This window comes from Streptomyces spiramenti (assembly GCF_012034385.1).
In the GTDB taxonomy this organism is placed as follows: Bacteria; Actinomycetota; Actinomycetes; order Streptomycetales; family Streptomycetaceae; genus Streptomyces; species Streptomyces spiramenti.
In genome coordinates this window covers 1-24750 of record NZ_JAAVJB010000059.1, presented here as the reverse complement: position 1 = coordinate 24750, position 24750 = coordinate 1, and the positions used below count along the sequence as shown (strand labels likewise).

Genomic DNA, 24750 nt, shown 5'->3' with positions numbered 1-24750 from the left:
GGGGGCACCGTCGCGTGCGGCACCCGTCCGACCCCGCGCGACGGTACGCACGGCACCCGCGCCCGGTGCGGTCCGGGGCGGGCGCGGGCGCCGCGGCGTCCGGGCACCGGTCGGGGGTGGCCGCTTCGGGAGAGCCGGGTTGACACGCCCGAACGCGTGACCGGCTTCCAGCACGGTCGTGACGGCCCCGAGCTCCGCCGGTGCGACCGGTCCGTGGGGGGAATCGTGCAGATCGGGGTGGGTTTCGTGTCGCGCGGCACCGAGCGGGGACAGACCGGACGCCGCCGTCGGAGTGCAAAGATTTCGACTTCCCGTTCTCCGTCGGTCAACTATTCGGGCGAATCTGGTGTCCTTTGATAACGACACGGCAACGCTGGGCAAGAGACCACGGCCCGCGCCGGGGCTCTCCGGGCGGGGCGGATGGGAGTGTGGGGTCATGACGGATTCCCTGTCACGGGGCACCGTGGGAGCGGCCGGGCCGGTGGGCCGGGGTGAGTACCCGCAGGCGGCGGGGGGCGCCGCCCCGGGTGCCGTGACGGGTCCCGATGCCGTTCCGGGTGCGGCGGTGGACGGGGGCGGTCCCGAGTCGCCCGCACCGGAGACGTCCGAGGCGCCGGTCGAGGCGCCGACCGTCGAGCCGGGACCGCTCGCGCTCGTCGTGAGCGGCGTCGTCCGGGACTCCCTCGGGGTGCTGCTGCCGCGGGCGGTCGTCACCCTCACCGTCCCCGGCGAGGGCGGTCGACAACTGGCGAAGACGCGCAGCGCCGCCGACGGCGCCTTCAGCGTGACGGCGCCGGGCCGGGGTGACTACCTTCTCGCTGCCTCCGCTCCCCAACTCGGCGAGGAGCGGCTGTTGTTGCGACTGGAGGACCACTCCGTCGAGGTCGAGTTCCGGGTGCCCGTCCCCGGCGCCGTAGCCGACTGACCACGGGGCGAGTTGTGGCCGGTCCGTTGTCCCCCGGCTGGTGCATGGGTGACTCCCCTGTGATTGGCTGGCCCTCGCGCATAGGTCCGAGGCAAGAGAGGCAACCGTAGTGCGAGCGTTGGGGGCCAAAAAAGGCATAGGCATTGGCCTTGCCGTAGGTCTGGTAGTCGTAGCACTGGGAGGGTGGCTTCTCTTCCGGTCCAGTGGGGACACCAAGGAACCGATTGTGGTGGGTGTCACCGACCGGGTGGACAGTCTCGACCCGGTGGCGACCTATTCGTCCGGAGCCTGGGACCTGTACAGCAACATCTACCAGGGGTTGTTGACGATCAGCACCGGCTCGGAGGAGCCGGTGCCGGACGCGGCCGAGAGCTGCGAGTTCACCGACAACGCGTACCAGGTGTACCGATGCACCCTCCGTGAGGGGCTGAAGTTCACCTCGGGGCGTGATGTCACACCGGAGGACGTCGTGTTCTCCGTCGAGCGGTTCCACGTCATGGCTGACCGTCAGCAGGCCGATTCGGAGGACGACTCCATCGCCGACGAGGACAAGTTCCGCGTCAGCGGCCCGATTCAGCTGGTCCGCGGGGTCGATGCCGTCCGCACCGACGGCATGGACGTCATCTTCGAACTGTCCGAACCGGACGTGACGTTCCCGTTCAAGATCGCGGGCGGCGTGGGTTCCATCCTCGACCGCGAGGAGTACGCGGAGGACGAGCCGACAGAGGTCGCCGTCGGGTCCGGCCCGTACCGGATGACGGACTTCTCCGACTACGACGAGGAGTCCGAGACCGCCGGACAGGCTGTCCTGGAGCCGAACCCGGACTACAAGGGCGCGCTGAAGATCAGCGACTACCCGGTCACCGTGAAGTTCTACGGCACCTCCGCCGATCTCGAAGAGGCATGGCGGAGCGGCGATATCGACGTCAACGGCGGCAAGATGGAGCCGGAGGACATCCAGCGGATCGACCGCAACGACCTGGACATCCGGTACTCGGAGACCACCGGTCTGAGCATTCGCGCGCTGGTCAGCACCATGGACAGTGGTTCGCCGCTGGCCGACAAGGAACTCCGCAAGCTCGCCGCGATGTTGATCGACCGCGACGCCATCGCCCGCGATGTGCGGCTGCACACAGTCGAGCCGGCCTACTCGCTGATCCCGGTCGGCGTCACCGGTCACGGCACGCCGTACTACGACCTGTACTCGCAGGAGAGCATCGACGACGCCATCGACGACGTGATGGCCTCGGGCACCAGCCTGCCGGTGAGGATCACCCTCGGGTACGCGGCCAGCGTCAACGAGCCCGAGGCCGAACTGGTCGTGCAGCAGTTGGAGGCAGAGGGCGTCTTCGACGTGACCCTGGTGGAGGGTGAAACACCCGGCTCGCTGCCGGGCGCCATGGCGAGGAAGGAACTGGACGCCTACCTCATCGGCTGGCGCCCCGACTTCACCGACCCGGACACCTACACCGACGCGCTGCTCAGCTCCGACTCCGCACTGGCCCACGGCCTGGAGAGCGAGGAGATGGCCGAGCTGATGCAGCAGACCCGCAGCGAGCTGGACCGCGGCAACTCGGGCGAGCTGTTCCGCGACATCCAGATGCTGGCTGCGGAGGAGGCCGTGGTGGTGCCGATCTGGCAGGACCGCACCTTCGTGATCGCCGACCGCGCGATCACCGGTCTCCAGCATCTGCGGGACGCCGGCGGGCAGTTCCGCCTCTGGGAGCTCGAACGCTTCTGACGCGGCGCCGTCCTCGACGGCCCGTCCGCCGCAAGGCCGACCGACGGCCCCTGTCCACCGCACCCCGTGCGGCGGACCGGGGCCGTCCGGCGTTCCGGACCGGTCCACCGCACACCCCGCCCCGCGCCGGTCGCGCCGCACACAGCGGCAGTTACCGGCCAGTTTCGTGGGGTGTGGGGCTGCCGTGGGGGGTGGTGCGCCGGTCACCGGGCCGGCCCGCCCCGTCATGCGCCCCAGCCCTGCTCGGCCCGTCCGCGGCACCGGCGTGCCATGCTTCGGCCATGGCACGTCTGCGGCACACCACCACCCTCCGCGCGGTCCCGCACGCCGAACTGACCGCGCTCCTCGCCCAAGTGCTCGACGTACTGGGCCGCACCCGTGGCGTCGACGGCCTGGTCGTCGCGGAAGACGGCCGCACCGTGCCGGACGTGCTGGCCCTCGGCGGCGGCCACCTCCGGCCCGGCGCCTCCTACCGTTTCCAGGAGGCGGGCGCCGCCCGGCCGGGCGGCGGCCCGGCCCACGAGGGTGAGACCACCGATGTCACCGTCACCGACTGGGACGCCGGGCGCGGTATCGCCCTGACCGTGGAGTCCGGCGAGTTCGCGGGCGAAGCACGCCTGACCACTCCGGCCGACCCGGTGCTGCTGACGGTCGACGGTGCCGCCACCGCACCGGCCGGGCCCGGCCCGCTGGGGGTGCGCCGCATCACGGCGGCGCTCCGCGTCGACATCGACGAGTGGTACCGCGCGGAGGGTTCGACAGCGGTGGTGGCCCGCGCCGACCACCCGCTGGGCCGACTCCGGTTGGAGCTGGCGGCGACGCACGTCCGGTTGGCGGACGGCGACGGCGACGGCGACGGTGACGGTGACGGCTGGCGGGTGGCGGTGACGTTGACGCTGCGGGGTCGCGGTCCGGCGCGGTTGCTGCTCGCCCCGGCGCTGCTGGCGTTCCGAGGAAGGCTGCGGCACCGGCTGGTCGCGGCGGTCGAGGACACGGCGACCACGTGGCACGTGGCGTTCCTGCCCTGGCTGGGCCGGCCGCGCGAGCAGCGGCGTCGCGATCTGCTGGAGGAGCTCTGCGCGCCGCGCGCCCTCGGCGACGCCTCGGCTCCCGACGGCAATCCGGACACCGCTCCCGGCGGGGGTCCCGGCGCGGGTCCCGGCCCCGGGGTCTCTGACGGGCCCGGAGCCTGACGCGGCGCCGTCACCCGGGGCACAGCGCCCGGGTCGGCGTTGCCCGCTCCGGGGGCCGGTCCGGGGCGGCCGGTGCCGTGTCGGCCGGGTCAGAGCACCTTGCCGGGGTTGAGGACACCGGCCGGGTCGAAGACCTCCCGCAACCGTCGCTGCATCTCGACACCCACCGGGCCCATCTCCCTCGCCAGCCACTCCTTCTTCAGCACACTCACCCCGTGCTCCCCGGTGATGGTGCCGCCCAGCTCCAGCCCGAGCGCCATGATCTCGTCGAAGGACGCGCGGGCGCGGCGGCCCTCGTCCGCGTCGGCAGGGTCGAAGCAGACCGTGGGGTGGGTGTTGCCGTCCCCTGCGTGCGCGCACCCTCCGATCGTCAGGCCGTGGCGCTCGCCGATCGCGGCGACGCCGTCCAGCAGGTCGGCGAGGCGGTCTCGCGGCACGCACACGTCGTCGATCATGGAGGCGCCCTTGACCGCGTCCAGCGCGACGAGCGCCGACCGGCGTGCAGCCAGCAGCAGTTCGGACTCCGCGGCGGTGTCCGCCGGTACGACCGTCGTGGCCCCGGCCGCCGAGCACAGGTCGCCGAGCACCGACAGCTCGGCGGCGGGATCCGGCCCGTCCGAGCCGATCAGCAGCAGGGCCTCGGTGGTCTGCGGCAGGCCCATGGAGAGCAGCGCGTTCACGGCACGGATGCTGGTGCGGTCCATCAGCTCCAGCATCGCCCGGATGCCCCGCCGTGCCCGCCGTGCCCGCCGGGGCTCGCTGTGCCCGCTGTGCTCGCCGGGCGCTGTCCACCAGCGGGCAGTGGCGGGACCGAGCACCGCGAACGGCGCGGCGTGGGCCCCGCGGGTCGGCGCATCGACGGTGACGGGTCACGAGTGGTGGTGTTCCCGCCTCGGGACGGCGGCGCGGTGAGCCCGCAGGGCGGCATTGAGGGTGGCGACGTCGTCGGTGGTGAGATTGCCGAGGTGGACGAGATAGCCGGACCGACGGCACCCGTCGCAGGGGTCGAGGACGTCGATGTCGTCCAGGCGTACACCGAGATCCTTGACGTGGTTGAACAGCTCGCGGGCGGCGTCCTCGGCCGCCTCGCGGTCGGAGTTGGCGAAGCTGATGTCTTCGAACACGGTGGTTCCTCGGGGCGGTGGTCGGTCAGACGGACGGCGAGCGGGTGGGAGCCACGGCGCCCGGGTGCCCTGGTCGAGGGAACCGCAGCGCGCGGGGGTGGCGGCGGACAGGGCGGGCGGAGATGGAGTAGAGGACTTCGACGGCGCCCCCGGTGCCCGCCCCGGGGGCGCCGGGGCGCTGACCGACAGCGCAGATCCGGTCCGGGCCGCAGGTGTTGACGGAGACCGGACGCCCGGCGAGCAGCGCCGCGAGCTGCACGCGAAGGTAGGCCGTGTCGGCGGCCCAGTCGCGGAACACGGACGCGGCCTCGCAGCCGGGCCCGAGCGCGTGGCCGAGGCGCAGCCCTTCCTGCCGTATCCAGGTGAGCGCACCCCACGCACCCGGCGCCCACCAGCCGCCGAGGTGCCACTCGCCGCCGGCGTCCGGCGACCGGGCCACCGTCTCGGCCCAGTAGCCCTGCACCCGCCAGGCGGCGGCCAGGGGGCCGTCCGCGTCGGTCACCGGCCCGTCGAGCGACGACGTTCGTCGCACCGAGGGCCGGTCGCCGTTCGAGGTCGGCTTCACCGCTTCTCCAGTCGTGACAGGTGAGCGTCGATCTGAGCTCCGAGGAGCGCGCTCCGGGTGACGAGGTCGGCGAGCGTCGGTGCCGGAGCTGCCCGGTCGTCGGGGTGCGGCTCCGCCGAGCTGCCCGCACCGACCTCGGCCGGTTCATTCACGCGTGGGCAATCGGCGAGACATTTCTGATACTTCATCAGCAGATCACGCTCTTTGTCGGTTCTGACAACGCCTGGTGACTCCATGTGCTTCGATGGTTGCGTGTGGCCACGGTGGCGCGCCAGGGAGTCGGGTTGGACAGCTGGTGCTGTCCATGGAGAGCGGGAGCGGGGGAACCGTCATGAGGAGCGAGTCGCCGGCGGTGGACGCCAGGGGCGACGGTGCGTCGCCACTGGGAGCGTTCGGGCGCGAAGTGAGGCTGGAGCGCGAGCGTCTGGGGATGACACGTGCCGAGTTGGGGAACCGGGCGCACTGCGGGTACTCGCTCGTGGCGAAGATCGAGTCGGGGGACCGGGTGGCGGTGAGGGAGTTCGCCGAGGCTTGCGACGAGGTCTTCCCGCACGCCAACGGGCGGTTCGTGCGGTTGTGGGAACTGGTGCTGATGTTCGCCTACCCGAGCTGGTTCCGCCCCTACGTCCGGCTGGAGCAGACCGCCACCATCATTCGTGCGTACCACCCGATTCTGGTGCCGGGGCTGGTGCAGACCGAGGGGTACGCGAGGGCGATCTTCCAGGGGAGGCGGCCACCGAACCTGGACGACCTGGTCACGGCGAGGATGGAGCGCCAGCGCATTCTGGCGAGGGAGGAGCCGCCTCGTCTCTGGCTGATCCTCGAAGAGGGCGTACTGCGGCGAGGTATCGCCGAACCCTCCGTCATGGCAAGACAGTTCGAGCAGCTGCGCCGCATCGCGACCAACCCGCACCACGTGGTGCAGTTCATCCCCGGCAGCACCGCCAGCTACCCGGCGGTCGGCTACCCCTACAGCGTCCTGTCGTTCGACGAAGGCGCCGACGTCGTGCACGCCGACGGGTTTCCGGCCGGTCATGTCATTGCCGAATCCGACGCTGTGAGGACGGCGCGGCGAGCCTATGATCTGCTCAAGGCCACAGCGTTGCCGCCCGAGGAGTCGGTCGCGCTGCTCGACTCCGTACTGAAGGAACTGACATGACCGAGGTGTACCTGCCCGCCGCCACCGCCTGGCGCTCGTCCACCTTCAGCGGGGACAACGGTGGTGACTGCCTGGAGGTGGCCGACGGGGTGCCGTCGGTGGTGCCGGTGCGCGACTCGAAGGCGCCCGGCGGCGCGGTGCTGCTGGTCGAGCACGCGGCCTGGTCCGCGTTCGTGGCGGTCGTGAAGCGCCGCGACCTCGCGAGCTGACGGCCGCGGTCTCCACCCGACGGGCGCCATGCCGGAGTTCGGCGGAGCGAGCGACATCCGCCGTGCGCCGCGCTGACGCCTCTGTCCGGCACCGGTGACCCCCGCCCGCGCGGGGAGAGCCGGCCGACGGTCCTCTCCGTGGGCGCAAGGTCAAGCTGTCGAGCGAATCATCACCGTGAGACGGGGCGAGGCCGGCGACGGCCGGCTGTGGCCGATGTCCTCGTACCCGTGCGTTCGCTGCCCAAGACCGCCGGGTCGCGCCATCGCCCGGGGTGCTCCCGAGTGATGGCGCGCACCGGCACCGGCTGGAGTGGGTCAGCTGTCGTAGTCACCGTCGGTGATCTCGATCACGAGATCCGACACGCACAGAACCCCACATCCCAAACAGAAGAGTCGAGTTCGACTGATAGGCGGCGCCCCGTATCCCGTGGCTCCACCATGTACCCGAACCCGCGGCGATCACGAAGCGACTGTGCGTCGCGGCTTCGACGTCCTGTGGTTCCTCGCCCACGCGAGGCCGGCCGCCGGTCCACCCGGACGCGGCCACCGACCGCAAGACTTCGGCCGCAATCTCCGACGGCCATCCCGCCCCCGGCCCGCCGTCCAGGGCCAGGGGCGGTCCGGCGGCAACGCCTCGATCCCCGCCCACCGGGCATCGGTCGACGACACACGTCGACCAACGATCAGATCATCCGGAGGAACGCCCGGGCGAGCGGCGGACGGAGGAGTGCGCCCCGGTCGTCATTCCATGCCCTTCTTGCCCGGTGTCCAGAACGGTTTGGTCAGGACCGCACGCCGGTCCCAGCCCGCTTCCCGGAGCACCTGCCGCACTGCTTGCACGTCCCGTGCCTCTCCGGCGACATAGGCGATCCCGCCGAGTGCGGGGGAGAGTCGTCGTACCGCGTCCGGCAGTGACGTCTCGCCCCGGAGCACCCAGTCCAGCCGGTCGCCGCCCTTCAGGGGCAGCCGGTCCGTGGCTGTCGCCGTCTCGATGCACCCGGAGACCGCGGCGTCCCCGGGTAGTGCCGCGAGCATCGCACCGAACGCGACCGAGGCCGTCTCGTCGCCGACGAAGAGGTGGTGGGCGGCGTCGGGGTGCAGCGTGAAGGTACCTTCGGGGCGTCGCAGCCGCACCTGTTCGCCCGGTGCGATGGTGTGGCCCCACCGGGCGCCCGGTCCGCCCGGGGTGTGGTCCAGTACGCACAGCTCGACGACGCCGGACGGGTCGTAGTGCCAGATCGAGTACGTACGGAGGGTGAGTCCGCTCACCAGGACACGCACCTGCTGGCCCGGCTGGACCTCCAGGCCGGCGAGTTGTCCGCTCTCGATGCGCAGCCGACGTATGCGGGCGGTCAGCTGCTCGGCCTCCGTGACGGTGCCGCGTACGGTCAGAAGATCGAGGAGGGGGTTCAGGACAGCGGGCATCAAGGCTCCTCAACGGGCCGGCGTGTCGTACTCAGCGGGAGGAAACACGCGATAGTACGCGTGTGTGCGGGTGGGGCGGCATCTCCGTGACCGGGCACACGCCAGGGCCGTGCCGGCCCGCGGAATCCAGTGCCCGAGCCTCCATCGTGTGCAGCCGGGAGACCCGCGGGGGAATCCGCGGCCCGCGCGCCGCCGGCTCCCGTCCGGTACGTGTCCAGCCGGCAGCACCGGAGGCGTTGTCGGCCTGGAGCGCGAGATGGTTGTTGCCGGCGGCACGACGTCTGACCGGCGAACCGGCGAAGCCGCCGCGCGGCCGGGCCGTCGGGGTCAGGCGCTGATCGAGCGGAGCCAGGCGACCTGTTGGGCGATGGCGGGGCCGGCGTGCGGGGTGGTGGCGGGGATCATCGTCGAGTGGTGGCGGCCACCGGAGGTCACACCCACCTGGATGTAGCCCGTCGTCCGCTCCTCGCGCATCAGCAGGAAGAGCAGACCCAGAAGGCAGAAGACCGCGAAGACGCAGGCGAGGACGATGCCGGTGGTGGTGATGGCCTTCTCGGTGCGGGAGAGGTCGTTGAACGTCCAGACCGCGCCGCGCAGCGGCATCGGCCCGGCGGGGGTGAGCACCGCGTCCGGCATCACCGTGATGTCGCCGATGTAGAGCAGCGGCGCGCCCTGCTGACCCTGCGGCGCCACGGGCGGCTGCTGGGGGCCCGTTCCGTAGGCGCCCGGGGCGTAGGGGCTCGACTGCTGCCCCTGCGACTGCGGTCGCGGGGTTCCGTATCCGCCCTGGGCCGGGTAGGGGCCTTTCGTCAGGTCCACCGGCGGCGGCCGGTGCGGCTGCTGTGAGTCGGGACCCCACTGGTAGCCGTGCGGATCGCCCTGGTTCATCCGAAACCCCCACTGCACTGCCGCGCCGCGGAACGGCCCCACGGTGCCCGCTACGAGGTTACGACAAGGCGCCCGGCGACATCGGGCAGGACCCGTAACAGCTCTGTACCGGCGGTGACGTTCCGGTGGGCGCGGGCCGGGGCACAATGCGGGGACGGGAACGCCGGGGGCGGCCGGGCGGGGCGGTGGGGCCCCGGGTGGCACGCGCCCGCCGGCGAGGGGCAGGGCCCCGCTGCTCCCGGGGGGAAGAATGCGGAAGTTCGTTGCGGACCGTCGCGTCGCCGACTGGGTGGCATCGGCGCTCGGCGGTGTGGTGCTCGTCGTCGCGGTGCGGCTGCTGGCGACCGTCGACCGGGTCGACGCGCTCGTGCGTTCTGGAGAAGGAGGGGCCGCCCAGGCGGCACCGTGGTTGGCCGCCTGGGCCCCCGGGCCGCCGACATCGGCCGACCCGGCGGCGGCGCTGGGAATCCTCGGCCATCCGGGGGCGGGGTGGGTGTCGACCCGCGGCCTGCTGCTGGGGGTGTTGTTCGTCCTGGGCTGCCGGCTCGCTCTGCGGTACCTTCCGCCGACGCCGCGTCACGCCGCGTGGGCTGCAGTCGCCTGCTGGGCCGCGGTGGCACCCGCCGCGGTGCTGAGCACCGTGGCGGTGGTGGTGATGGCCGCGCCATCGGGCGCGGACCTGCGGTTCGTCGTCGTCATCGACTCCTACGACGCGTTGGCGCTCCCCATCGCGCTCGCGGCACCGGTCGCCGTCCTGGTGATCGGGGTGGCGCTGTCGGCGCGAACGCTCGCGGGCCGGGCGGCTCCCGGCCGTTCGGCGGTGCACGAGGGACGTGGCACCGCGCAGGGAGCCGGCCCGCATCCCGGGCTGCTTCCCGGGTGGCCCGTGTCCGTCCGTGCCCGGCGGGGTGCGGTGGGTGCGGCCACCGGGACGCTGGTCCTGGCGGCCGGTGTCGGGGGAGCGGCCGAAGCGGAACCCCCGTGGTTGTTCAGCATCCCCTCAGATTCGTGGATGGTGCTGGGACGCTTCCTCGTCCCTGCCCGGTGGTCGATCGGGCTTCTCGCCCCGGACGATCCAGGAGTCGTGAACCGGTTGGCCGGCATCGTCGGCGCGGTGCTGTACGTCCTGCTGTTCGCGCTCCTGTTCCGGCTGGTGCTGCCGCGGATCACGGAGCGCACCCCGCAGGCGCTCGCGGTCACCGGCGCCTGGGTCTCCGTCGCCGCCGGCAGCGTCGCGCAGGCCGTCGGGGCTCTGGCCCTGTACGGCACCTTCCCCCACCACTCGACCTCCGACGGCTGGTCGCTCGCCGTCTGGTGCTTCCGGCCCGTCACCGCCTTCTCCGCCGGTCTCACCGTCTGGGGAGCGGTCGCCGGTTGCGCCGCCTGGGGCGTGCTGCGGTGTGCGAAGGACCGGTCCGGGGCCACGGCCCCGGACGATGCGGACCGTGGACAGGACGACGGGCCGGAGGACGACGAACTCGTCCTCACCGGGCGCTGAACCCCGGGCGGTCGGCACCACTCACGGGGCAGCTCAGCGCTCTTGGGCCGCCTCGACCAGGACCCGGGTCAGCTCGGCCGGGGCGGACAGCATCGGCCAGTGGCCGGTCTCCAGCCGCACCAGTCGCCACCGCCCCGCCGCGAGCGGCTCGGAGGCCGCCGCCGGGGGCTCGTCGCCGTCCAGCAGGCACTTCACGTAGGTCGAGGGGAGCTCGCCCGCCGGACGGGACAGCCGCGCCGGTTCCGTCAGCGTGGCGCCCGGGTGCGGCGTGCCCCCCACCACCAGCCGCTCCACCGCCTCCGGGTCCAGTCCCTGCCCCGCGTAGTCCGCCGCCGCCGGTGGCGGCCACCGGCCGTCGTGGGCCGCCAGCGCCGGCTCGACCAGTGCGCGGCCGTCCGACCAGGAGTCCACGAACGCCTGCCCGTCCACGGGGACGTTGGCGTCGACGTACACCACCCGCCGCAGCCGCTCACCGATCCGCTCCGCCGCCTGGCCGACCGGGACGCCGGAGTAGCTGTGCCCCACCAGGACGACGTCCCCGAGGTCCAGCCGCTCGACGGCGCCCACGATGTCGGCCACGTGGTCCTGCTGCCCGGCCGACTCCCCGCCGCGCTCCGCCAGGCCGCCCAGCGTCAGCGGCAGCGCTCCGTGGCCCGCGGCGCGCAGCGCCGGGGCGACCTCCGCCCAGACCCAGGCGCCGAGCCAGGCACCGGGCACGAGTACGAATTCCGTCATGCCGGGCACGCTAGCGCGCTCCGCCGACAGTCGCCGCCGGGAGACGCCCGGACGGCGGCCCGCCGCGGTCGCCACCCGCGCCCCGTAGGGCGCTCGCGGACGGCGACGAGATCCTGGCACGGCTCACGTGTCCCGATCCGGGACGGTCCCGTGGTGCCCCCGGGTGCGGATGCCCCGCGGTCATCCGTGGTCCACGGCGGAGGGGCTCTTCCGGAGATCGGCCGTGGCCCGTGGAGAAACGCGGATGCGTGGCATTCCCGACGGGAACGCCACGCATGCGAGAAGGCGGAATCGTCTTCCGAGATGTCGCGTCACTGCACCCGGGGGTCCGTCACCTCGGTGATCTCGATGTGGATCTGCGAGCCGTCGGTGGTGATCTCGTACCCGGGCTGTTCGCCGTACTCGGACTCGATGCCGATCACGAGCTCTATCGTGCCCTCGAACCTGCCGAAGGGCTTGACGTGGGCGACGGCGCCGTCGAACTTGGCCTCTTCGGGGGCATCTGTGTCGAGGCCGTGCCCCTCGGTGAGGGTGAACCGGAGGAACCAGTCGCCGTCGACCTCGATCGGCTCGTCGGGGAAGTCGCCGGCGGTGAAGTAGACGGGGGCCACGAACCGGTCCCACTCGTACTCCGGGGCGTCGCCGTCGAACTCCAGGACCACGGTCTCGGAGTCCTCGCCCTCCTCCACCGTGATCTCCGTGAGGGGGCCGGGCGTGGTGTCGCTGTCGGTTTCCTCCGCGGTCATCTGCACATCCGGCTCCTCCTCCTGGCCCTCGTCCTGCGTGGTCGACTCAGAGGACTGCGACGTCTCGTCGTCGGAGCCGCTTCCGCATGCCGACAGTGCCAGCACGGACGCCGCCGCTATCGCCGTGTACCGAACGCCTGCTGCCCGAGCGCTCCGCATTCGCTTCCCCTCCAGATGTCCCCGGGGCCGGTCCTCCCGGCCCGTCCCGCAGCATGCTTCCGGCTCCGAATCACGCTCCCCGGGACGACACGCCGCACGCACGGAACCCCAACCTGCAAACAAATAAGTCGAGTTGGGCTGAACAGCGCACCCCGGTTCCGCAAGGTTCCACCACGGAGCAAGACTCACGGTCATGAAGCCGCAACGATGCGTCCTGGTCGTCGGCGTGCCCGCCTCCACCGCCTGCCCCCACCGCTCGCGCACCCCGCCCGCGAAGGCCCGCCGCCCGCAGATCTTCGGCCACGATCCGCCACGGACCCGCCCCGCCCCCACGCCCCCCGCCGAACGCCGAACACCTCGCGGCCCCGCATGAGGGCCCGACCGGCGCCGGACACCGCCGGTGCCGCCGAACAGACGGGGGCGGGCCGCTGGGAGAGAACTCCCGCGACCCGCCGCCGTCGGACGGTGCGCGCTCGGCGCACCGGGAAACCGCCTCAGAAGCGCCGGGTGATCAGCGCCTGCTTCACCTCGGCGATGGCCTTGGTGACCTCGATGCCACGGGGGCACGCGTCCGTGCAGTTGAACGTGGTGCGGCAACGCCACACGCCGTCCTTGTCGTTCAGGATCTCCAGCCGCTGCTCCCCGGCCTCGTCACGCGAGTCGAAGATGAAGCGGTGCGCGTTGACGATCGCCGCCGGGCCGAAGTACTGGCCGTCGTTCCAGAACACCGGGCACGAGGAGGTGCACGCGGCGCACAGGATGCACTTGGTGGTGTCGTCGAACCGCTCGCGGTCCGCGGCCGACTGCCGGCGCTCGCGCGTCGGCTCGTTCCCGCTGGTGATCAGGAACGGCATCACGTCGCGGTACGCCTGGAAGAACGGCTCCATGTCGACGATGAGGTCCTTGAGGACGGTCAGGCCCTTGATCGCCTCGACGGTGATCGGCTTGGCCGGGTTCAGGTCCTTGATCAGCGTCTTGCACGCCAGCCGGTTGCGGCCGTTGATGCGCATGGCGTCCGAACCGCAGATCCCGTGAGCGCAGGAACGGCGGAACGTGAGAGTGCCGTCCTCCTCCCACTTGATCTGGTGCAGCGCGTCGAGGACGCGCTCCTTGGGATCGATGTCGATCACGAAGTCCTGCCAGCTCGCATCCGCGGAGATCTCCGGGTTGAAGCGGCGGATGCGGAAGGTGACAGTGATCTTGTGCGAGGCGGCGCTGTCGGCGGCGCCGGCCTCCGGCTTCTCGACGGTGGCGGTGCTCATCAGTACTTACGCTCCATCGGCTGGTAGCGGGTCTGGACGACCGGCTTGTAGTCCAGCCGGATCGAGTCGGTGCCCTCGGTGTCGACCTCGCGGTACGCCATGGTGTGGCGCATGAAGTTGACGTCGTCGCGGTCCGGGTAGTCCTCCCGGTAGTGACCGCCGCGGGACTCCTTGCGGGCCAGGGCGGAGACGACCAGCACCTCGGCCAGGTCGAGCAGGTTGCCCAGCTCGATGGCCTCCAGCAGGTCGGTGTTGAACCGCTTGCCCTTGTCCTGCACCGAGATGTTCTTGTAGCGCTTGCGCAGGGCCGCGATGGTGTCGCGGGCCTCCCGCAGCGTCTCCTCGGTGCGGAAGACCATGGCGTTCTTGTCCATGGTCTCCTGGAGCTCGTTGCGGATCTCCACGACCCGCTCCGAGCCGGTGGCGTCACGCAGCATCTCGACCTGGCCGCTGACGAAGGACTGCGGGTCCTCCGGCAGGTCCACGTACTCGGCGGTCGCCGCGTACTCGGCGGCGGCGATGCCCGCACGCCGACCGAAGACGTTGATGTCCAGCAGCGAGTTGGTGCCGAGCCGGTTGGCGCCGTGGACCGACACGCAGGCGACCTCGCCGGCGGCGTACAGGCCGGGGATCACGTCGGTGTTGTTGGCCAGCACCTCGCCGCGCACGTTGGTCGGCAGGCCGCCCATCGCGTAGTGCGCCGTCGGCTGGATCGGGATCGGGTCCGTGTACGGCTCGATGCCCAGGTAGGTGCGGGCGAACTCGGTGATGTCCGGCAGCTTGGCGTCCAGCTGCTCCGGCGGCAGGTGGGTGAGGTCCAGGTAGACGTGGTCGGCGTCCGGACCGCAGCCCCGGCCCTCGCGGATCTCGGTGTAGATCGAGCGCGAGACCATGTCACGCGGCGCGAGGTCCTTGATGGTGGGGGCGTAGCGCTCCATGAAGCGCTCGCCGTCCTTGTTGCGGAGGATGCCGCCCTCACCGCGGGCGCCCTCGGTGAGGAGGATGCCCATCTTCCAGATGCCGGTCGGGTGGAACTGGAAGAACTCCATGTCCTCCAGCGGGATGCCCCGGCGGAACGCGGCGGCCTGGAGGTCGCCGGTCAGGGTGTGGGCGTTGGAGGACACCTTGTAGAACTTGCCGTTGCCGCCCGAGGCGAAGACGATCGACTTCGCCTGGAAGACGTGCAGTTCACCGGTGGCCAGCTCCAGCGCGACGACGCCGGCGGCCTTGCGGACGCCGTCCACCTCGCTGAGCAGGACGTCCAGGACGTAGAACTCGTTGTAGAACTCCACGCCCTCCTTCACGCAGACCTGGTACAGGGTCTGGAGGATCATGTGGCCGGTGCGGTCCGCCGCGTAGCAGGAGCGGCGCACGGGCGCCTCACCGTGGTTGCGGGTGTGGCCGCCGAACCGGCGCTGGTCGATGGTGCCGTCCGGCGTCCGGTTGAACGGCAGGCCCATCTTCTCCAGGTCCAGGACGGAGTCGATGGCCTCCTTGGCCAGGATCTCCGCGGCGTCCTGGTCGACCAGGAAGTCGCCGCCCTTGACGGTGTCGAAGGTGTGCCACTCCCAGTTGTCCTCCTCGACGTTGGCCAGGGCGGCGGCCATGCCGCCCTGCGCCGCGCCGGTGTGGGACCGGGTGGGGTAGAGCTTCGTCAGTACGGCGGTGCGGCTGCGCTTGGTGGCCTCGATGGCGGCGCGCATGCCGGCGCCGCCCGCACCGACGATGACGGTGTCGTACTTGTGGATCTGCATCTGTCTCGTCAGCCCCGGTGCGTCAGCGGATGTTCGGGTCGAAGGTGAAGATCACCAGCGTGCCCAGCAGGATGGTGAAGGTCGTCGCCGTGTACAGCAGCACCTTCAGCCAGAAGCGGGTGTTGTCGCGCTGCGCGTAGTCGTTGATGATCGTCCGCATGCCGTTGGCGCCGTGCAGCATGGCCAGCCAGAGCATGATCAGGTCCCACGCCATCCAGAACGGCGAGGCCCAGCGACCGGCGACGAACGCGAAGCTGACCTTGGAGACGCCGCCGTCCAGCACGAGCTGGATCAGCAGGTGGCCGATGACCAGGAAGACGAGAAGGATGCCGGACAGCCGCATGAACAGCCAGCCGTACAGCTCGAAGTTGGTCCGGGTGGACCGCGGGGTCCGCGTGGTGCGCGCGCGGGGCGGCTCGATCACCGGGGCGGGGTTCTCGGGCGAGTAGCGCTCGCCCTCGACCGCGGTGGTGCCCGAGGCGGGGGTGGTGGTGTTTTCGGTGGTCATCTCGATCAGCTCCCGAACAGCTCACGGAAGGCGTGCGACAGAACCGGGTACGCGGCACCGGCCATCAGCAGGCCCCACAGCCCCATGACGCTCCACAGCAGCTGCTTCTGGTAGCGAGCGCCCTTGCTCCAGAAGTCGACCGCGATGACACGCAGGCCGTTGAGCGCGTGGAAGAGGACGGCCGCGACGAGGCCGTACTCCATGAATGCCACGAGCGGGGTCTTGTAGACCGCGACAGTGTCGTCGTACGCCTCGGGTGAGACGCGGACGAGCGCGGTGTCGAGCACATGGACGAACAGGAAGAAGAAAACGAGGACACCGGTGACTCGATGAGCCACCCATGACCACATGCCTTCCCGGCCGCGGTACAGCGTTCCTGCCGGCACGGAAATACCCTCCGGGAGCCGAAGTCGGGAGCGGGTGCCGGTGTCACCGCCTCGCGGAGGCCGCCGGTCCCGAGCCGGGTACGGTCCACCGGCCGGGCGATATCGTATCGACGGCTTCCGGGCCTCTCGGACCCGGGGGCTCAGGTGTGAGCAATCAGGCACGGATGGGTGAGGCCCGGACGGCGCGTCGAAGGGTCCGCCACACCCTTGTGCGGGGTGCCGTCCGACCGCGCTCCCGGGCGCGGCGCTGCGCCGGACGGACCCCTTCCGGTGATCACCTGTCGGCCGGGGTCGCTACGGTCGACGCATGGCTCGTGTAGTGATCGGTGGCGTCGTCGCCGCCATGGTGGTGCTCGTCGCGCTCGGCGTCGTCGTCTTCGGCCCCGACCCCTCCGCGGAGGACGGTGCGCCCGTGGCGTCCCCCTCGCCCACCCCCGAGGAGCCCAGGGTGCAACCCTCAGGGCCGCAGGAGGCGCCCCGCGCCATCCCCGCGGTTCGCTCCTGGGAGCCCGCGGACGGCAGCGGGTGGGCGGTCACCGCCGACACCCGGGTCGTCGCGGTGCTCGACGGCGTGCTGGACGACGAGGCGGAGCGCCTCGCGGACGAGCTCTCGGTCCCCGTCGCGGAGGGGGACGAGGCGTTGCTGGGCGACGTGCTGCTGCGGGTGGACCCGGACTCCTCCCTGGAGCGCGAGGAGTACACCCTCACCAGCCGCGACGGCGTCCTCACCATCACCGGCTCGCACGACGCGGGGGTCTTCTACGGCACCCGCACGCTGGTGCAGTCCGTGCAGGAACTGGGCGGCGTCGCCGAGGGGGAGGTCCGGGACGTCCCCGACCGGGCGCAGCGCGGCTTCATGCTGGACATCGCCCGCAAGCACTTCCCCGCGGAGTGGATCGAGGACCGGCTGCGGCAGATGGGCGACCTCAAGTTCAACCAGCTCCAGCTGCACTTCAGCGACGACCAGGGCTTCCGGATCGAGAGCGAGGAGTACCCCGAGGTCGTCTCCGAGGAGCACCTGACCAAGGACGAGGTCCGGCGCATCCTGGCGCTCGCGGAGTCGCTGCACATCACCGTGATCCCGGAGATCGACTCGCCCGGCCACCTCGGCGCGGTGCTCAACGCCTACCCCGACCTGCGGCTGCTCGACCGCGACGGCGAGCCGGTGCGGGGTGCCATCGACATCTCGCAGGGGCGCGCGGGCGAGCTGATCGACGGCCTGACGCGTGAGTTCGCGCAGCTGTTCCCGGGCCCCTACTGGCACCTGGGCGGTGACGAGTACGGCGCGCTCTACTACCGCGACCCGCAGGCGTCCTTCCCCGGCCTGGCAGCCGCCGCGCGGGAGGAGTTCGGCGCCGAGGGGACCGTGCAGGACCTCGCCACCCGCTGGCTCAACGACCGCGCCGACACCGCCCGCGAGCTCGAACGGCTGCCGCAGGTCTGGAACGACGGCATGCACGCCGGCGGGTCGATCCAGCCCGACGCCGAGCGCGAGGTCACCTACTGGACCGGCCGCGAGATCGGCGCCCGCCCGCCGGAGGAGTACCTGGAGGGCGGCTGGCAGCTGATCAACATGAGCAGCGAGTACCTCTACTACGTCCTCGGTGAACCGGTGGGCTTCACCTACCCGACGGGGGAGCGGATCTACGAGGAGTGGACCCCCGAGGTGCTCCGGGGGAGCGAACCCGTCGATCCCGCCCTGGGCGGCCCGGAGAACATCCCGGGCGGCCGGTTCGCCGTCTGGTGCGACCTGGCGGACCGGCAGAGCCTGGAAGAGGTGGCCGACGGTATCCGGCTGCCGCTCCACGCGACCTCGCAGAAGCTGTGGAACCCGGACGAGCCGGAGCTGAGCTGGGAGGAGTTCACCGCGCTGGCCGACCGGCTGGAGGCCGGCGTCCGGGCCTGAGCCGGCAGGAGGCCGCCCCGGGGTCGGCGCCGCGCCTGCCGGGGCGGCCGACGTCCGCCCGCCGGTCACGCCACGTCCAGGACCGCCTTGCCGTGCAGGCGGCGGCCGAGCAGCGCCCGCACCGCCTCCTCGTGGCGGGCCCACGGCCCACGCCAGCGGATTCCCGGGTCGAGCCGTCCGGCGGCGACCTCCGCGGCCAGCCAGGCCAGGTCGGCGGAGAAGTCCGCCGCCGGGTCGGAGACCAGGAAGAACGTGCTGATCGACCTGGCGTGCCGACCGCCGTCGCCCAGGAACGCCTCGGGCGGGAAGACCGCGTCGGCTCCGGAGGACCGGCCCACGTTCACCAGGACACCATGGGCCCCCAGCGCGGCGAACGCGTCCACCAGCTGCTGACCACCGACGGTGTCCAGCACCGCGGCGACCGGCCGGTCCACGTCGGCCGGGTCGGTACGGACCTCGTGCGCGCCGAGCGCGCGCAGACCGTCGCCCTGGTCGGGGTTGCGGCTGATCGCCACGACCTCCGCCCCGGAACGCGCGGCCAGTTGCACCGCGAAGCGGCCGACCCCGCCGGAGGCGCCGGTGACCATCACGCGGCGGCCGAGGAGGGGCCCCAGACGGCGCAGCACGTGCAGCGCGCTCAGACCCGCGACCGGAAGCGTGCTGACGGCACCGGGGTCGGCGTCCTCCGGCACCACCCCGAGCAGGTTCGCGGGCACCGCGCGCAGTTCCGCCCAGCCCGCGTCGCCGCCCAGGGTGACGACCCGGGTTCCCTCGGTGGGGCCCGATCCGTCGGCCGCCGCCTCGACCACCACGCCCGCCGCGTCCCAGCCGATCAGGGTGCCGTCCGGCGTCCGAGGGTCGGCGGCGGCCTCGACCTCGCCGTGGTTCAGGGAGACCGCCTCGACCCGCACCAGGGACTCGCCCGGCGCCGGTACCGGGTCGGCCACGACGGCCGACGAGAGATGTGCTGCCGCGCCGTGGTCCACGACGAGTGCGCGCATGGGACCGTTCCCTCCTGTCGAAAATGCCACACTGTGGCGTTTGCCTGATTGAAGCACATGCCGTCGAGGGGGACCGCTGGGCCGGGTCGTTCGGAGCCTTGGTGGCTCAGGTAGCGGCCCCACGCGCGATTCGAACGACACGTCCTGGGCCCTGTCTGGATAGATGGCGCCGGGCGGGATTCATCGGACAGGGCCTAGGCTCCGTCGCATGACAGCCGTCCAGCAGCCCGCCTCGCTGCGTGAGCGCAAGAAGCTGCGCACCCGTCAGGCCCTGGCCGAAACCGCCGTCCCGTTGTTCACGGAGCGAGGCTTCGACGAGACGCCCCTCGACGCACTCCTCGACGCGGTGGAGGTGTCCCGGCGGACTTTCTTCCGCAACTTCCGCTCCAAGGAGGACGTCGCCTTCACCGCCGTGGAGCAGCTCTGGAGCACCTGCCTCCTCGTCCTGGACGACGCGGAGCTGAGCGGGCGGGCGGCGGACGTCTTCCGTGACGCGATGCTGACCACCCTGGACCGCATGGGCGAGGACTGGTACGCGCACTTCTCGGCCACGTTGCGACTGGTTGAGCAATCGCCCTCCCTGCACGGGCACTCCCTGCGCCACTGCGCGGCGATGCGGGTCGAGGTCAGCCGCCGGCTCGGTGTGGCGGACAGCACGGAGGGACGACTGCTCGTCGAGTTCTGCGTGGCCGCGTGGCGTTGCGCGCTGGACGAGTGGCTCCCCGGGGGCGAACCCGGGGAGCTGCCGGGGTGCGTGCGACGCGTCTTCGACGCCATGCCCCGATGCCTGGACGCCGAGGTCCGGCCGGAGGCGCCCTGAGGCGACGGCGTCCGCCCGCCGCGAGCGATGCGGCGGCCCGGCCGGGGCGCGCGGGTGGTCAGGCGAGCAGCCGGGGCCGCCACCCCCCACAGGAGAGGCCCCGGCCGCCGCTCGGTGACGGGCCCCGCGGCGCCCGCCCCCACCGAGTACAGCGTCCCGCCCCCGGAATCCGTTACCGCCTCACCGGGCGCGCCCGTTTCGGGCAACGAGCTCCACTCCGGGTCGAGTTGCGGCACGAGGAGACCGGGATGGACGGGTTCGCCCGGCTCGCGTAGCGTTCGTGCCCGGGAGACGCACAGTGATCGGCTCGGCCGTGGTTGTGCGAGGAGGGGCGGGGACGTGCTGGGGGAAGACGAAGAACTGACGGCCGCGCTGTGCGCTGCCCGCACCGGGGACGACGCGGCCTTCCGCACGCTCTTCCGTGCGCTGCACCCGCGGCTGCTGGGCTATGTGCGCACCATCGTCGCGGAGCCGGACGCCGAGGACGTCACCGCGGAGGCGTGGCTGCACATCGCACGGGACCTCGACCGGTTCGACGGTGACGCCGACCGGTTCCGCGGCTGGGCCACCCGGATCGCGCGCAACCGCGCGTTGGACCACCTGCGCTCACGGGCGCGGCGCCCCGCCGATCCGCTCGACGAGGTCGCGTTGTGCGAGATGCCCTCGCGCGCCGACACCGCCGAGGAGGCGATCATGGCGCTGGGCACCACCGACGCCATCGCGCTGGTCCGCCGGCTCCCCCGGGAGCAGGCCGAGGCGGTGGTGCTGCGCAGCGTGATGGGCCTGGACGCGGCGCGGGCGGCCGGAGTGCTCGGTCGCCGCCCGGGGGCGGTCCGGACCGCCGCGCACCGGGGGCTCCGCAGGCTCGCCGAACTCCTCGACCGCCCGCACCAGGCGACGGGCGTGGCGGTCGGCCCGGTGGCCGCCCCGGCGCACCGGAGCGGGGAGTACATCCAGCCGGCCGGGGAGCGCGCACGTGCGCCGGGGGAGCGCTCCCACCTCGGAGGGGAGCGCTCCCATGTGCCGGTGGTGGTGGCCGAGCAACGACGGTACGCTCCCCGGGCCCGCCCCGCCGAGGTCCCGCTCAGTCCGGTTCCGGCCGGACACCACCTGGCGCCGGCGCACGCGTCGCGCCCCGCGGCCCACGCCGTGCACGCCCCACCGCAGCCGCCACCGCCTCCGCTTCCGGAGCAGCGCAGCCCCCCGCCGGCCGAGAGCGGCGCGCGCGGGCACACTCCGCGGTCGGGGCCCCGACCCGCCGCCGGCGATTCCCGGCCGGAAAACACGACCTGCCCTTCGTAACGCGGTAGCGGTCTGGGACGCTGTACCTAGTGGGCCGACTGGTCATCGGTCCGCTGTGGCCCCCGTGGTTCCCCCCGTACCCCAGGGGCCGGCGCGGGCGGGGCGTATCCCCCTCGCTCCGTCCGCGCACCTCACCGGCCGCGTCCGGCCCTGTCGGCGCCGCCCACCGCCGCGTGCCCGCTCCGCGGCTTCCGCCCCTCGTTGGGGACCCGGCGTACCTCCCGCCCCGGCCCGCCGCTCGCTACAGTCCTTGCGCGGGGCATCCTCTGCGCGAGCAAGAGCCCGGCACCACGGCATTCCGAGCGGAAGGCAACGACAGAGCATGGCGCGCGAGTCCGAATCCGGCACACCGATCGAGCCGGTCTACGGCCCGGAGGCCCTGAAGGGGTGGGAGGCCGACGAGCGGCTGGGCGCCCCCGGCGTCTATCCGTACACCCGCGGCGTCTACCCCACGATGTACACCGGCCGCCCCTGGACGATGCGTCAGTACGCCGGGTTCGGTACCGCCGCGGAGTCCAACGCCCGGTACAAGCAGCTGATCGCCAACGGCACCATGGGGCTGTCCGTCGCGTTCGACCTGCCCACCCAGATGGGCCACGACTCCGACGCGCCCCTCGCCCAGGGCGAGGTCGGCAAGGTCGGCGTCGCCATCGACTCCATCGACGACATGCGCGTGCTCTTCGGCGGCATCCCGTTGGACAAGGTGTCCACGTCGATGACGATCAACGCCCCCGCGGCGCTGCTGCTCCTGCTCTACCAGCTCGTCGCCGAGGAGCAGGGGGTCCCGGCCGACAAGCTGACCGGGACCATCCAGAACGACGTGCTCAAGGAGTACATCGCCCGCGGCACCTACATCTTCCCGCCCAAGCCCTCGCTGCGGCTGATCGCGGACATCTTCAAGTACTGCCGCGCCGAGATCCCGAAGTGGAACACCATCTCCATCTCCGGGTACCACATGGCGGAGGCGGGCGCGACGCCCGCGCAGGAGATCGCCTTCACCCTCGCCGACGGAATCCAGTACGTCCGGACCGCCGTCGCTGCGGGAATGGACGTCGACGACTTCGCGCCCCGGCTCTCGTTCTTCTTCGTCTCCCGCACCACGATCCTGGAGGAGGTCGCGAAATTCCGCGCCGCCCGCCGGATCTGGGCGCGCGTGATGCAGGAGGAGTTCGGCGCGAAGAACCCCAAGTCGCTGATGCTGCGGTTCCACACCCAGACCGCGGGCGTCCAGCTCACCGCCCAGCAGCCGGAGGTGAACCTCGTCCGCGTCGCCATCCAGGGGCTCGGCGCGGTCCTCGGCGGGACGCAGTCGCTGCACACCAACTCCTACGACGAGGCCATCGCGCTGCCCACCGACAAGTCGGCCCGGCTCGCGCTGCGCACCCAGCAGGTCCTCGCCTACGAGACGGACGTGACGGCCACCGTCGACCCGTTCGCCGGCTCCTACGTCGTGGAGTCCCTCACCGACGACGTCGAGCGCGCGGCCCTGGAGCTCATGGAGCAGGTGGAGGAGCGCGGCGGCGCCGTCGAGGCCATCGAGCAGGGCTACCAGAAGATGGAGATCGAGCGCAGCGCCTACCGGCAGGCGCTCGCCACCGACGCCGGCGAGCGCGTCGTCGTGGGCGTCAACCGGTACCAGCTCGACGAGGAGGAGCCCTACGAGCCGCTGCGGGTCGACCCCGCCATCGAGGCGCAGCAGGTCGAGCGGCTCCGGGTGCTGCGCGCCGAGCGCGACCAGGCCGCCGTGGACGCTGCCCTCGCGGAGCTGCGCACCGCCGCGGAGGGACAGGAGGCCAACGTGCTGTACCCGATGAAGGAGGCGCTGCGCGCCCGCGCGACCGTGGGTGAGGTCTGCAACCTGCTGCGCGAGGTGTGGGGCGCCTACGTGCCCTCCGAGCGCTTCTGACCCCGCAGCGGTCACTGCGCCGCCCGCGACACCGGCCCGGGCACCCGCGGCGGGACGGGTCACCGAACGGGCGGTCGCCGGGGGCCGGCCGCGGGGCGCCGACGCGCGCGAGCCGGGAGTGGGTGCCCGGGTTAACGAAAAGCGCGAAAGCGCACCGAACACGTGATGCGATGGTGAACGGAACACCCATCGTCGGTTAATTGGTTTTCTTCTCGGGCCAGTTGGGAATCGGGCCACCCGCTGTTCATGTTCCATTGCGGGTCAGTTGGCCCGAGGGGACGAATGGCTGCCTAGCTTCCGAGTTGTGCCCGCGACACCGAATTCACCGGTGCGAGCAGCAGTGCTCGCCGACTCCGACACCCGCTGGAAGTGGGGTGCGCTGACCGCCCGCGCCCTCGCCCCCGGCGCGGACGTCGGCGCCCGCCTGCTGCGCGGTCGGGCCACTCCCACCGCACGGCAGCTCGCGGACACCGGGGTCACCGCCGACGACGCCCGCGAGGTCACCCTCACCGGCTTCCTCGACGAGGCCGCCGGCACCGGCGGCGGGACGGGGCCGTACGACGTCCTCGTCCTCGCCTGCGTCGGCCACACCGTGCAGGCCGTCCTCCAGGGGCTCGCCCGTACCTGGCCCGCCACCACCCGGCGCCCCGTCGTCGTCACCGGCTACTGCGGCGTCGTCTACGAGAAGCTCACCGAGGGGCTGCTGCTGCGCCACGGGGCCGACCTGCTCCTCGCCGGCTCCCCGTGGGACGCCCGCCGCTTCCGGGAGACGCTCACCGGCGTCGGTGCCGACGCCCGCTCCGTAGCGAACTGGCCGCTGCCCTTCCTCGGCGGCACGCCGCACGACCCGGAGCCAGCGGCCCGCGGCGACCGGCCGTTCCGCGTGGTCTTCGCCGTCCAGCCGTCCGTCCCCGACGGGCCCGCCGCCCGCCGCCATCTCCTGGACCGCGCCGTCGGCCACGCCCGGCGCCACCCGGACCGCGAGGTCGTCCTCAAACTCCGCAGCGCCCCCGGCGAACACACCACCCACGTCGAGGAGACGCCCTACCAGCGGCTCGCCGATCGCGTCCGCGACGGCCTGCCCGCCAACTTCCGGCTCTCCTACGGCCACATGGGCGAGGTCCTGGACACGACCGACCTGCTGGTGACCGTCAGCTCGACCGCCGCGCTGGAGTCGCTGAGCCGGGGCATCCCCACCGCCGTACTCACCGACCTCGGGGTCCGCGAACCGCTGGGTAACCACTGGTTCACCGGCTCCGACTGCCTGGCCTCCTGGGACGAGCTCGACGCCGGGCACCTCCCCGTGGCAGACCCGTACTGGCTCGCCGACCGCGGCGTCACCACCCCGCCCGGCGCCCCCGACCCCGGCGCACCCGCCCGCGCGGCCCTCGCCGAGCTGCTGACGGCCGCCGAGGGCCCCGGGCTGCCGCCGCCCGCGCCCTACTACGGCGACGGCCGTGCCCCCGGCTACCTGCCCGGCCTCCTCGCCCGCCACGGCCTGGACCCCGACGGCGCCCCGCTGCCGGGCCGCACCGACC

General features: G+C 72.4%; 23 protein-coding genes and 2 pseudogenes. 12 read left to right on the top strand and 13 right to left on the bottom strand.

Annotated features, from left to right (window positions below; genetic code table 11):
* The first annotated feature begins 436 nt into the window (after window positions 1–436).
* From HCJ92_RS10025 to HCJ92_RS10015, 3 genes are all read left to right on the top strand, one after another.
* Complete coding sequence (locus HCJ92_RS10025; RefSeq protein ID WP_167933135.1) at window positions 437–925, top strand: carboxypeptidase-like regulatory domain-containing protein; 489 nt, start codon at window positions 437–439, stop codon at window positions 923–925.
* 226 nt (window positions 926–1151) lie between these two features.
* Window positions 1152–2666: an ABC transporter substrate-binding protein gene (locus HCJ92_RS10020; protein WP_167933134.1), complete on the top strand. Its 1515-nt coding sequence runs from the start codon at window positions 1152–1154 to the stop codon at window positions 2664–2666.
* Between the two features lie 281 nt (window positions 2667–2947).
* Window positions 2948–3859, top strand: a complete 912-nt coding sequence (locus HCJ92_RS10015) for a hypothetical protein (RefSeq protein ID WP_167933133.1) — start codon at window positions 2948–2950, stop codon at window positions 3857–3859.
* An 89-nt stretch (window positions 3860–3948) separates the two neighbouring features.
* On the opposite strand, the pseudogene HCJ92_RS10010 reads toward HCJ92_RS10015, so the two are convergent.
* The 4 genes and pseudogenes from HCJ92_RS10010 to HCJ92_RS09995 all read right to left on the bottom strand — a co-directional run.
* Window positions 3949–4584, bottom strand: a pseudogene (locus tag HCJ92_RS10010) (FAD-linked oxidase C-terminal domain-containing protein); the annotation flags it as partial.
* A gap of 144 nt (window positions 4585–4728) precedes the next feature.
* Window positions 4729–4983, bottom strand: coding sequence for a hypothetical protein (locus tag HCJ92_RS10005; RefSeq protein ID WP_167933131.1), 255 nt, complete (start codon window positions 4981–4983; stop codon window positions 4729–4731).
* A 25-nt stretch (window positions 4984–5008) separates the two neighbouring features.
* A complete protein-coding gene (locus HCJ92_RS10000; RefSeq protein WP_167933130.1) occupies window positions 5009–5548 on the bottom strand; it encodes a hypothetical protein in 540 nt (179 codons plus the stop codon).
* Window positions 5545–5700, bottom strand: a complete 156-nt coding sequence (locus tag HCJ92_RS09995) for a hypothetical protein (protein WP_167933129.1) — start codon at window positions 5698–5700, stop codon at window positions 5545–5547. The genes HCJ92_RS10000 and HCJ92_RS09995 overlap by 4 nt, the downstream gene beginning before the upstream one ends.
* 179 nt (window positions 5701–5879) lie before the next feature.
* Here HCJ92_RS09995 and HCJ92_RS09990 point away from each other — a divergent pair, with 179 nt between their 5' ends.
* Both HCJ92_RS09990 and HCJ92_RS09985 read left to right on the top strand, forming a co-directional pair.
* Entirely contained in the window at window positions 5880–6707 is an 828-nt protein-coding gene (locus HCJ92_RS09990; RefSeq protein ID WP_167933128.1) for a helix-turn-helix domain-containing protein, read from the top strand.
* Window positions 6704–6916, top strand: coding sequence for a DUF397 domain-containing protein (locus tag HCJ92_RS09985; protein WP_167933127.1), 213 nt, complete (start codon window positions 6704–6706; stop codon window positions 6914–6916). The genes HCJ92_RS09990 and HCJ92_RS09985 overlap by 4 nt, the downstream gene beginning before the upstream one ends.
* Window positions 6917–7657: 741 nt before the next feature.
* Here the strand turns inward: HCJ92_RS09985 and HCJ92_RS09980 are convergent.
* Entirely contained in the window at window positions 7658–8341 is a 684-nt protein-coding gene (locus HCJ92_RS09980) for a siderophore-interacting protein (RefSeq protein WP_167933126.1), read from the bottom strand.
* Window positions 8342–8668: 327 nt separating this feature from the next.
* Window positions 8669–9229, bottom strand: a complete 561-nt coding sequence (locus HCJ92_RS09975; RefSeq protein ID WP_167933125.1) for a hypothetical protein — start codon at window positions 9227–9229, stop codon at window positions 8669–8671.
* 250 nt (window positions 9230–9479) lie between these two features.
* Here HCJ92_RS09975 and HCJ92_RS09970 point away from each other — a divergent pair, with 250 nt between their 5' ends.
* A complete protein-coding gene (locus HCJ92_RS09970) occupies window positions 9480–10727 on the top strand; it encodes a hypothetical protein (RefSeq protein ID WP_167933124.1) in 1248 nt (415 codons plus the stop codon).
* A 33-nt stretch (window positions 10728–10760) separates the two neighbouring features.
* Here HCJ92_RS09970 and HCJ92_RS09965 read toward each other — a convergent pair whose 3' ends face one another.
* Together HCJ92_RS09965 and HCJ92_RS09960 are read right to left on the bottom strand one after the other, a co-directional pair.
* On the bottom strand, window positions 10761–11462 hold the full coding sequence (locus tag HCJ92_RS09965) for an alpha/beta fold hydrolase (RefSeq protein WP_167933123.1): 702 nt from the start codon (window positions 11460–11462) through the stop codon (window positions 10761–10763).
* Between the two features lie 311 nt (window positions 11463–11773).
* Entirely contained in the window at window positions 11774–12367 is a 594-nt protein-coding gene (locus HCJ92_RS09960) for a hypothetical protein (protein ID WP_167933122.1), read from the bottom strand.
* Window positions 12368–12560: 193 nt separating this feature from the next.
* Here HCJ92_RS09960 and HCJ92_RS09955 point away from each other — a divergent pair, with 193 nt between their 5' ends.
* A complete protein-coding gene (locus tag HCJ92_RS09955; protein WP_167933121.1) occupies window positions 12561–12740 on the top strand; it encodes a hypothetical protein in 180 nt (59 codons plus the stop codon).
* A gap of 121 nt (window positions 12741–12861) precedes the next feature.
* On the opposite strand, the gene HCJ92_RS09950 is transcribed toward HCJ92_RS09955, so the two are convergent.
* The 4 genes from HCJ92_RS09950 to sdhC are packed head-to-tail and all read right to left on the bottom strand — an operon-like array spanning window position 12862 to window position 16277.
* A complete protein-coding gene (locus HCJ92_RS09950) occupies window positions 12862–13629 on the bottom strand; it encodes a succinate dehydrogenase iron-sulfur subunit (RefSeq protein WP_167933120.1) in 768 nt (255 codons plus the stop codon).
* Window positions 13629–15383: a succinate dehydrogenase flavoprotein subunit gene (gene sdhA, locus HCJ92_RS09945; protein ID WP_167933119.1), complete on the bottom strand. Its 1755-nt coding sequence runs from the start codon at window positions 15381–15383 to the stop codon at window positions 13629–13631. Before sdhA ends, HCJ92_RS09950 begins: the two co-directional genes overlap by 1 nt.
* A gap of 22 nt (window positions 15384–15405) precedes the next feature.
* Window positions 15406–15891: a succinate dehydrogenase hydrophobic membrane anchor subunit gene (locus tag HCJ92_RS09940; RefSeq protein ID WP_167933118.1), complete on the bottom strand. Its 486-nt coding sequence runs from the start codon at window positions 15889–15891 to the stop codon at window positions 15406–15408.
* Between the two features lie 5 nt (window positions 15892–15896).
* Window positions 15897–16277, bottom strand: coding sequence for a succinate dehydrogenase, cytochrome b556 subunit (sdhC, locus tag HCJ92_RS09935; protein WP_167933117.1), 381 nt, complete (start codon window positions 16275–16277; stop codon window positions 15897–15899).
* Between the two features lie 307 nt (window positions 16278–16584).
* Here sdhC and HCJ92_RS09930 point away from each other — a divergent pair, with 307 nt between their 5' ends.
* Window positions 16585–18183 carry a family 20 glycosylhydrolase gene (locus HCJ92_RS09930; RefSeq protein ID WP_245240745.1) on the top strand — a complete coding sequence of 533 codons (1599 nt, stop codon included), beginning with the start codon at window positions 16585–16587 and terminating at the stop codon, window positions 18181–18183.
* 65 nt (window positions 18184–18248) lie between these two features.
* Here HCJ92_RS09930 and HCJ92_RS09925 read toward each other — a convergent pair whose 3' ends face one another.
* Window positions 18249–19184 (bottom strand): zinc-binding dehydrogenase, encoded by a 936-nt coding sequence (locus tag HCJ92_RS09925; RefSeq protein ID WP_167933116.1) that lies wholly within the window; start codon window positions 19182–19184, stop codon window positions 18249–18251.
* Window positions 19185–19392: 208 nt separating this feature from the next.
* Between HCJ92_RS09925 and HCJ92_RS09920 the strand changes: the two genes are divergently transcribed.
* The 4 genes and pseudogenes from HCJ92_RS09920 to HCJ92_RS09905 all read left to right on the top strand — a co-directional run.
* Window positions 19393–20004: a TetR/AcrR family transcriptional regulator gene (locus tag HCJ92_RS09920; RefSeq protein ID WP_167933115.1), complete on the top strand. Its 612-nt coding sequence runs from the start codon at window positions 19393–19395 to the stop codon at window positions 20002–20004.
* Between the two features lie 339 nt (window positions 20005–20343).
* Window positions 20344–20946, top strand: a pseudogene (locus HCJ92_RS24840) (RNA polymerase sigma factor); the annotation flags it as partial.
* A gap of 682 nt (window positions 20947–21628) precedes the next feature.
* The gene (locus HCJ92_RS09910) at window positions 21629–23212 is read left to right on the top strand and encodes an acyl-CoA mutase large subunit family protein (RefSeq protein WP_209310928.1); all 1584 of its coding nucleotides are present in this window, start codon (window positions 21629–21631) and stop codon (window positions 23210–23212) included.
* Between the two features lie 304 nt (window positions 23213–23516).
* On the top strand, window positions 23517–24750 hold a 1234-nt coding region (locus tag HCJ92_RS09905), incomplete at its 3' end, for a DUF6716 putative glycosyltransferase (RefSeq protein ID WP_338054106.1).

Bases quoted from the DNA above. Each gene is read 5' to 3' on its own strand.
- HCJ92_RS09990 (WP_167933128.1), top strand. From the start codon at position 5,880: ATGAGGAGCGAGTCGCCGGCGGTGGACGCCAGGGGCGACGGTGCGTCG.
- HCJ92_RS09925 (WP_167933116.1), bottom strand. From the start codon at position 19,184: ATGCGCGCACTCGTCGTGGACCACGGCGCGGCAGCACATCTCTCGTCG.
- HCJ92_RS09930 (WP_245240745.1), top strand. From the start codon at position 16,585: ATGGCTCGTGTAGTGATCGGTGGCGTCGTCGCCGCCATGGTGGTGCTC.
- HCJ92_RS10015 (WP_167933133.1), top strand. From the start codon at position 2,948: ATGGCACGTCTGCGGCACACCACCACCCTCCGCGCGGTCCCGCACGCC.
- HCJ92_RS09910 (WP_209310928.1), top strand. From the start codon at position 21,629: ATGGCGCGCGAGTCCGAATCCGGCACACCGATCGAGCCGGTCTACGGC.
- HCJ92_RS09960 (WP_167933122.1), bottom strand. From the start codon at position 12,367: ATGCGGAGCGCTCGGGCAGCAGGCGTTCGGTACACGGCGATAGCGGCG.
- HCJ92_RS10025 (WP_167933135.1), top strand. From the start codon at position 437: ATGACGGATTCCCTGTCACGGGGCACCGTGGGAGCGGCCGGGCCGGTG.
- HCJ92_RS09975 (WP_167933125.1), bottom strand. From the start codon at position 9,229: ATGAACCAGGGCGATCCGCACGGCTACCAGTGGGGTCCCGACTCACAG.
- HCJ92_RS09970 (WP_167933124.1), top strand. From the start codon at position 9,480: ATGCGGAAGTTCGTTGCGGACCGTCGCGTCGCCGACTGGGTGGCATCG.
- HCJ92_RS09940 (WP_167933118.1), bottom strand. From the start codon at position 15,891: ATGACCACCGAAAACACCACCACCCCCGCCTCGGGCACCACCGCGGTC.
- HCJ92_RS09920 (WP_167933115.1), top strand. From the start codon at position 19,393: ATGACAGCCGTCCAGCAGCCCGCCTCGCTGCGTGAGCGCAAGAAGCTG.
- sdhA (WP_167933119.1), bottom strand. From the start codon at position 15,383: ATGCAGATCCACAAGTACGACACCGTCATCGTCGGTGCGGGCGGCGCC.
- HCJ92_RS09985 (WP_167933127.1), top strand. From the start codon at position 6,704: ATGACCGAGGTGTACCTGCCCGCCGCCACCGCCTGGCGCTCGTCCACC.
- HCJ92_RS09950 (WP_167933120.1), bottom strand. From the start codon at position 13,629: ATGAGCACCGCCACCGTCGAGAAGCCGGAGGCCGGCGCCGCCGACAGC.
- HCJ92_RS09965 (WP_167933123.1), bottom strand. From the start codon at position 11,462: ATGACGGAATTCGTACTCGTGCCCGGTGCCTGGCTCGGCGCCTGGGTC.
- HCJ92_RS09955 (WP_167933121.1), top strand. From the start codon at position 12,561: ATGAAGCCGCAACGATGCGTCCTGGTCGTCGGCGTGCCCGCCTCCACC.
- HCJ92_RS09980 (WP_167933126.1), bottom strand. From the start codon at position 8,341: ATGCCCGCTGTCCTGAACCCCCTCCTCGATCTTCTGACCGTACGCGGC.